Annotated in this window: 6 protein-coding genes and 1 pseudogene; 2 read left to right on the top strand and 5 right to left on the bottom strand. The window is 68.5% G+C overall.

Annotation, left to right across the window (positions count from 1 at the left end; genetic code table 11):
• Positions 1-120: 120 nt before the first annotated feature.
• The 4 genes and pseudogenes from ABT009_RS47120 to ABT009_RS47105 all read right to left on the bottom strand — a co-directional run.
• Positions 121-251: pseudogene (locus tag ABT009_RS47120) on the bottom strand (IS5/IS1182 family transposase); the annotation flags it as partial.
• Positions 252-411: 160 nt separating this feature from the next.
• A complete protein-coding gene (locus ABT009_RS47115) occupies positions 412-1,494 on the bottom strand; it encodes a sensor histidine kinase (protein WP_351309557.1) in 1,083 nt (360 codons plus the stop codon).
• A complete protein-coding gene (locus ABT009_RS47110) occupies positions 1,487-2,203 on the bottom strand; it encodes a response regulator transcription factor (RefSeq protein WP_351309554.1) in 717 nt (238 codons plus the stop codon). Before ABT009_RS47110 ends, ABT009_RS47115 begins: the two co-directional genes overlap by 8 nt.
• Positions 2,204-2,271: 68 nt before the next feature.
• The gene (locus tag ABT009_RS47105; protein ID WP_351309551.1) at positions 2,272-2,976 is read right to left on the bottom strand and encodes a VanZ family protein; all 705 of its coding nucleotides are present in this window, start codon (positions 2,974-2,976) and stop codon (positions 2,272-2,274) included.
• A 122-nt stretch (positions 2,977-3,098) separates the two neighbouring features.
• On the opposite strand from ABT009_RS47105, the gene ABT009_RS47100 reads away from it, so the two are divergent.
• Together ABT009_RS47100 and ABT009_RS47095 are read left to right on the top strand one after the other, a co-directional pair.
• Positions 3,099-3,221: a hypothetical protein gene (locus ABT009_RS47100; protein ID WP_351309548.1), complete on the top strand. Its 123-nt coding sequence runs from the start codon at positions 3,099-3,101 to the stop codon at positions 3,219-3,221.
• 580 nt (positions 3,222-3,801) lie between these two features.
• Positions 3,802-5,892: an ATP-binding protein gene (locus tag ABT009_RS47095; protein ID WP_351309545.1), complete on the top strand. Its 2,091-nt coding sequence runs from the start codon at positions 3,802-3,804 to the stop codon at positions 5,890-5,892.
• A gap of 127 nt (positions 5,893-6,019) precedes the next feature.
• Here ABT009_RS47095 and ABT009_RS47090 read toward each other — a convergent pair.
• On the bottom strand, positions 6,020-6,424 hold a 405-nt coding region (locus tag ABT009_RS47090), incomplete at its 5' end, for a substrate-binding domain-containing protein (protein WP_351309542.1).

Here is a 6,424-nt window from a genome sequence, read left to right as displayed (position 1 = left end):
GACGTGCACACACCCCGCAAGACGCAGCCAGCGAAACAGCGAACGAAGAAGTCAACTACCCCACGGCCCCGCCGCACAGGTTAAAGATCAAGCTAAAGGTTGTCCCGTATGGGGCGGGAGTTATCCCGTGAGGGCGAGGTTGTGAAGTCGGGCGATGCCGAGCGTGGCCTGGTGGACGCCGTGTCCTTGGGCCGGCAGTCCCGCAGGATCTTCCAGTTCTTCAGTCGGGACAGGGCGTGCTCGACGCGATGCCCGACCGCCAACCATGCACGAGATCGTTCAGGCTGTTCCGTAACTGCGGAACGAACCCAAGCCTCTCGAAGCTCCGCTGACCAATCGCTGCCACGGGTCACCCTGGCCTGCACCGAACTTCCAGTCAACGATCTAGTGGGCCCCGCTCGGGGACGATGCCTATGGCGTGCCGGGAAGCCGGACCGTGACGAGGAGACCGCCGGCGGGGCGGGGGGCGAGGTCGAGGGTCCCGTCGTGGGCGCGGACGATGCTGTGCACGATGGCCAGGCCGAGGCCGACGCCGGCGTGCTCGTCGGTGCGTACGCGTTCCGTTCCGCGCTGGAAGGGTTCGGTGAGGGTCGGTACCAGTTCCGGTGGAAGCCGACGGCCCGTGTTCTCGACCCGCAGCACGCTCGTGTCGCCGTGCGCCTCGGTGTGGACCGTCACGGTGCCGTCGGCGGGGAGGTTGTGGACGATGGCATTCTGGACGAGGTTCGTCACCATCCGCAGCAGGAGCTCCGCGGAGCCGCTGGTCTGGGCCGCCCCGCCGGTGACGTCGAGCGTGATCCGGCGCTGTTCGGCGAGGGGAAGCAGCGTTTCGGCGGCTTCTTCGGCGATGAGGGAGAGGTCGACGCTCTCGCGGGTGAAGTTTCCGCGGTCGCCGCGGCTGAGCAGCAGGAGGGCCTCGGTGAGGTCGATCGCCCGCGTATTGACGGCGTGCAGGCGTTCGATGAGTTCGCCCCGGTCCCGTGTGGGGTCCTTGCGGGCGACGTCGAGGAGCGTCCGCGAGATCGCCAGCGGGGTGCGCAGTTCGTGGGAGGCGTTCGCGGCGAACCTCTGCTGCTCGGCGACGTGGGACTCGAGTTGTTCGAGCATCGAGTCGAACGCGTCGGAGAGTTCACTGAATTCGTCCTGGCGGCCCTTCATGCGGATCCGGTGGGACAGCGACCCGTTCCCGGCCATCCGTGCCGCATCCGTGATCTGTGTGAGTGGTGCGAGCATCCGGCCGGCGAGGATCCATCCCCCCAGGAGGCCGAACACGAGCAGGAAGACCAGGCTTGCGGTTGTGGCGGGGGCGAAGGAGTGTAGGAGGAACGAGCGGGTGGGGGAGAGCCCGTACGGGGTTCTGGCCGTGTGCTCGGGTACGTAGCGCAGCAGGGACACCCACACCACGGCCAGCACAAGGGCGCCGGCGACGAAGAGGAATCCGGCATAGCTGAGGGTGAGTTTCAGTCGGGCGCTGAGCCCTGGGCGTCTATGCATGCGTACTGCCGGGGTCGGTGGTGTCCCTGCCGGGGGCGATGGTGTCCATACGGGTGTCGATCCGGTAGCCGACGCCGGGTACCGTGGCGATGATCCATGGTTCGCCGAGCCGTTTGCGCAGTGCGGAGACGGTGATGCGCACGGCGTTGGTGAGGGGGTCGGTGTTCTCGTCCCAGGCCCGTTCCAGCAGCTCTTCGGAGCTGACGACCCCGCCCTCGGCGGCGACGAGGACTTCCAGCACGGCGAACTGTTTGCGGGTGAGCGCGACGTAGCGTCCGTCGCGGAAGACCTCCCGGCGGAAGGGGTCGAGCCGCAGGCCCGCGATCTCGCGGACCGGGGGCCGGGCGTACGCGCGTCTGCGGTCGAGCGCCCTCAGCCGCAGGACGAGCTCCCGCAGCTCGAACGGTTTGGTGAGGTAGTCGTCGGCGCCGAGCTCGAACCCGGAAGCCTTGTCGTCGATCCGGTCGGCAGCGGTGAGCATGAGGATCGGGATGCCGCTGCCGGAGGCGACGATGCGCCGGGCGACCTCGTCGCCGGAGGGGCCGGGGATGTCGCGGTCGAGGACCGCGAGGTCGTAGGAGTTGACGCCGAGCAGTTCCAGGGCGGAGTCGCCGTCGCCGGCGATGTCGGCGGCGATCGCCTCCAGCCGCAGACCGTCACGTACGGCTTCGGCCAGGTAGGGCTCGTCCTCCACGATCAGTACACGCATGTCTGGAGCCTAAGCAGCACAACATATCGCCGACGTATGCAAAGACGTGTGCACACCGGACACGCGATTCAGCCTGCCGGTGCCAGCGCGGGGCGAGGCTGGTCCGACGGCGCTGCCGCCGTAGTGCGCCACCAGCGGCGCGACGCCAGCGCGGCCAGCACGGCGCCGGCGGCGTTGACCAGTACGTCGTCCACGGAGGACACCCGGTCCAGCCGCAGGACGTACTGTGCGGTTTCGACCAGGACCGAGCAGCCCGCCCCGAGCGCCAGGATCCGCGGCACGGACGCCAGCGCCGCGAACCGCATCGGGGCGAAGAACCCCAGCGCCGCGAAGATCAGCAGGTTGCCGACGATCCCGAGCGGCCCCATCGTGAGCAGGTCCCGCAGCGGTACCAGGCTCACCCGGCCGGGGACGGTACCGGCCCCGCCGCCCGGCATCATGGTCAACCATAGGAACGGCACCGTCCCGTGGACCATGCCCACCTCGGCCAGCGACGTCCGCCACGCAGATGTGACGCCGGCGGCACGCCGACGGTGCGCCAGAGCCCACACCACCAGTGTGGCCAACGGCAGCGCGACCAACGTTATGAGCACCACACCGTTGAACGTGCCGAAGCAGCCGTGCCACCGCCCGGCCATACACTTCGGAGCGGCCATCAGGAGCGGCCCCCGCACGACGAACAAGGCGCTCGCCACGCCGAGGATCGCCAGGCCGAGGAGCACGGTCCTGCGCGTGCGGCGGGGCGGTGCTGACAGAGATGCGTGGTGGTTCATGCCCCCATTGAAGACGGAGGGTCGTTGCGGCGGCGTATGCGATTTTCGATACGCCCGCGATACACGGAATCCCCGGCATCAAGGAACTGGCGCAAGCCGGCAGTGAGATGGTCCCGCCGCTGGTGATCGCGCCAGCCCAGCTACCGCAGGTGCTGGACGACTCGTCCGTGAACATCGCACTGCCGAGCATCCAGGGCGAGCTCGCCGTCACGCCCGCACATCTGCCCTGGACCGTGAACGCCTAAAGCAATCCGATCGGCTGCGGGTGTCAGCGCGCCGTTCGGGCCACCGACAGCGGCAGTTGTCCAGCTGCTCCGTTCACGTCTCCGGACGGACGAGCGGGGCGAGTTCTTCGAGAGCGGGCGACTTGCAGTGCGGTGGTTCGAGCCCGAAGTCGGACCGGAAATGCATCAGACACTCGCCGAACAGACACGGCTGATCTGGGCTGCATTGCGAGCTGTGACCCGGCCGGCCGTGTTCGAGGCGGCCGACGGTCGCCGCACTTCGGGAATGAGAATCGGGCCCGCTGCCCGTGACGAGGTGATGCGCCACCAGGTGCCGATGGCGAGACCAGGCATCCAGCGGTATCGGCTGGTGAACTGATGGCGAGGGACCGGCGGCCGAAGGTCGCCGGGCCGGTGATCAGTGACGTTCAGACCGAGTCGTTCAGGGGGTCCTCCGCAACGGGATGACGTCGGGGCCGGTGGGCATGGCGAGGCAGGCGGCAGTCGCGGGTGCTCCAGCGACGGTCGGCGGATGGCCGTGGGTGTCAGGATTCGGTCAGGGTAGTGATCGCTTTCATAACAACGAGTACGATGCCGCCATATGCAACATTTAGAGCGCTCCAACCCCCATCCGGGCGACTCTGAGAGACCGACCAGGCTCGGCAATCTCACGCTCGAACTCAACACTTTCGTGGGCCGTACCGCCGAACTGGCAATGCTCACGGACGCACTCGAGGCGGACCGGCTGGTCACCGTGACCGGCGCCGGCGGAGTCGGCAAGTCGCGCCTCGCGGTGCGGGTTGCGACGACGGCCGAGATGCGTGACGGCGTCTGGCTGGTGGAGCTGGCATCACTGCGGAAGGCAGACCTCGTCGAGCACGTGGTCGCCAAGGCGCTGGGGCTGACGGACTGCACGTCACGGCCACCTCGCCAGGTGCTCTTCGACTATCTCGCGGAGCGCCAACTCCTCCTCGTACTGGACGGTTTTGAACACCTCGTTGACGCGAGCGGGTCACTGGTGCGGGATCTGCTGGGCCGAGCATCCGGACTGCGGGTGCTGGCCGTGGGCCGCAGACCGCTGGGCGTCGAGGGCGAACGGCTGTTTCCTCTCTGCCCCATGCAGGAAGCGGAGGCTGCCGAGCTGTTTGCGGACCGTGCGGCGACCGTCCTGCCGGGTTTCGCGCTGGACGAAGGGAATCTCCCCGGCGTCCTGGAGGTGTGCCGGCGGCTGGATGGGATTCCGCTGGCCGTCGAGCTGGCGGCGGGTAGGTTGCGGTCCCTGTCCCCTGCGCAGCTGCTGTCCCGGCTGGACGACCGGTTCGGGCTCCTGACGGGCGGCGGCCGCGATGCACTGCCCCGCCATCAGACCCTGCGTACCACTATTGGCTGGAGCCACGAGTTGTGCACGCCGGACGAGCGGCTGCTGTGGGCGCGGCTGTCGGTGTTCTCGGGGCACTTCGATCTTGAGGCGGCCGAGTATGTCTGCGGCGGCCGTGGGCTGCCCGAGGACGCGGTGCTGGACCTGCTGGGCGAGCTGCTCGCGCAGTCCGTGGTGGGCCGCGAGGAGACACCGGCTGGAGTGCGCTACCGGATGCTCGACACCGTCAGGGCATACGGCGCCGAATGGCTGGGGGCGATGGGCGACGCCGACCGGCTGCTCCGCCGGCACCGCGACTGGTACCTGGGCCTGGCCACCTTGTGCGAGCTGGACTGGTTCTCGCCACGGCAGCAGCATGCCGCGGCACGCGTCGAGGCGGACCTGCCGAACCTGCGGATGGCGCTGGACCACTGCCTGTCGCAGCCCGGCGAGGCGCATCTGGGCCAGCAACTGGCAGGCACCCTGTGGTTCTACTGGGCCGGCTGCGGACGGCTGGCCGAGGGCCGGCACTGGCTGGAGCGCAGCCTCGAGCTGGGCTCCGACCACGGCCACGAGGAGCCCTGGCTGAAGGCTCTGTGGGTGCTCGGCACCGTGGCGACTCTGCAAGCCGACACGGTGCCCGCAAGGACCGCGCTGCTGCAGTGCCGAGACGAGGCGAATCGTTTCGGCAACGAGTTGGCTGCCACCTCTGCGACGCACTGCCTCGGATGCCTGGCGATGGTGACGGACGACCTGCCGAATGCCGAGCAGCTGCTGCGCGCGGCCGTCGACCGCTACCACGAACTCGGCGAGTTCAACAGCCATGTGCTGATGAGCCAGCTTGAACTGGCCCTGACGATGGCCTTCCAGGGCGATCTGCCGAGTGCCGTCATGCTCTGCGAGGACGTATATCAGGTCTGTGAGGACCACGGCGAGCAGTGGGCTCGAGCGCACGCGATGAACGTCCTTGCCTATGCAGCCTGGGTGGACGGCTCACTGGAGCGGGCAAGGGGGCTACTCAAGGAGGCACTCACCATCCACCACGGCTTCCACGACGTGATCGGCACAGTGATCGCGATCGAGTTGCTGGCCCTGGTCACGGCCGAGAGGAATCCTGCCGAGGCCGCCGTCCTGCAGGGAGCGGCGAGCAGAATCTGGCCTTCGGTCGGGCTGCCGCTCTACGGCTCCCGTCACTTCAACGCCCCACACCACCTGTGCGAGAAAATGGCGCGCCGGGCGCTCGGCGACCAGCAGTACAGGGAGCACCTGAGCGCCGGGGCCCGCCTCGATACGGATGCCGCAGTGGCCCGCGTGATGAGCCGGCAGCGCACGTGAGTACGTCGGCTCTCGGTACGGCGGACCGCCTGGCCCGGCGAATGTCGTGGCCAGAGCCCAACAGCACGCCTTCTACAGGACCGGCGATGCCGACGGCCTGAGAGCGGGCCATTGGTTCCGACAACTTTTACCTGTCCATACCCCGGTACCCCTGTCCGTGCGTGCCTGGTGGACTGGCCGCGGTGCCGCGAGGACGCCGCTCGGACGAGTCCCGCACGATGAGTTCTGTCGGTATCACCTGCTCGACCGGTTGGTCCGATTCGGCACCTTCGATGGCGTCGATGAGGAGTTGCACCACTGCGGTGCCGATGCGGCGGGGCTTGAGGGAGAGCGTGGTGATGGGCGGTTCGGTGTTGGCGTAGACGGACGACTCGCTGCAGCACACCAGCAGCAGGTCGTCGGGTACGCGAAGTCCGTACCGGCGTGCCGCCGCGAGCAGGTCGGTGCCGTTGGGGTCGAAGAGTCCGTAGACGGCGTCTGGGCGGTCGGGGCGGGCGAGCAGTCGGTCGGCGGCTACTGCCCCGGCGCAGGG

Source organism: Streptomyces sp. NPDC002896, from assembly GCF_040295225.1.
Lineage (GTDB): Bacteria > Actinomycetota > Actinomycetes > Streptomycetales > Streptomycetaceae > Streptomyces.
The sequence above is the reverse complement of the archived record's forward strand: the minus strand, read 5'-3'. Positions and strand labels throughout refer to the sequence as shown.

What these genes read in the sequence shown, in the direction of transcription:
- ABT009_RS47115 (WP_351309557.1), bottom strand. Translation starts at nt 1,494, where the DNA reads ATGCATAGACGCCCAGGGCTCAGCGCCCGACTGAAACTCACCCTCAGC.
- ABT009_RS47110 (WP_351309554.1), bottom strand. Translation starts at nt 2,203, where the DNA reads ATGCGTGTACTGATCGTGGAGGACGAGCCCTACCTGGCCGAAGCCGTA.
- ABT009_RS47105 (WP_351309551.1), bottom strand. Translation starts at nt 2,976, where the DNA reads ATGAACCACCACGCATCTCTGTCAGCACCGCCCCGCCGCACGCGCAGG.
- ABT009_RS47095 (WP_351309545.1), top strand. Translation starts at nt 3,802, where the DNA reads ATGCAACATTTAGAGCGCTCCAACCCCCATCCGGGCGACTCTGAGAGA.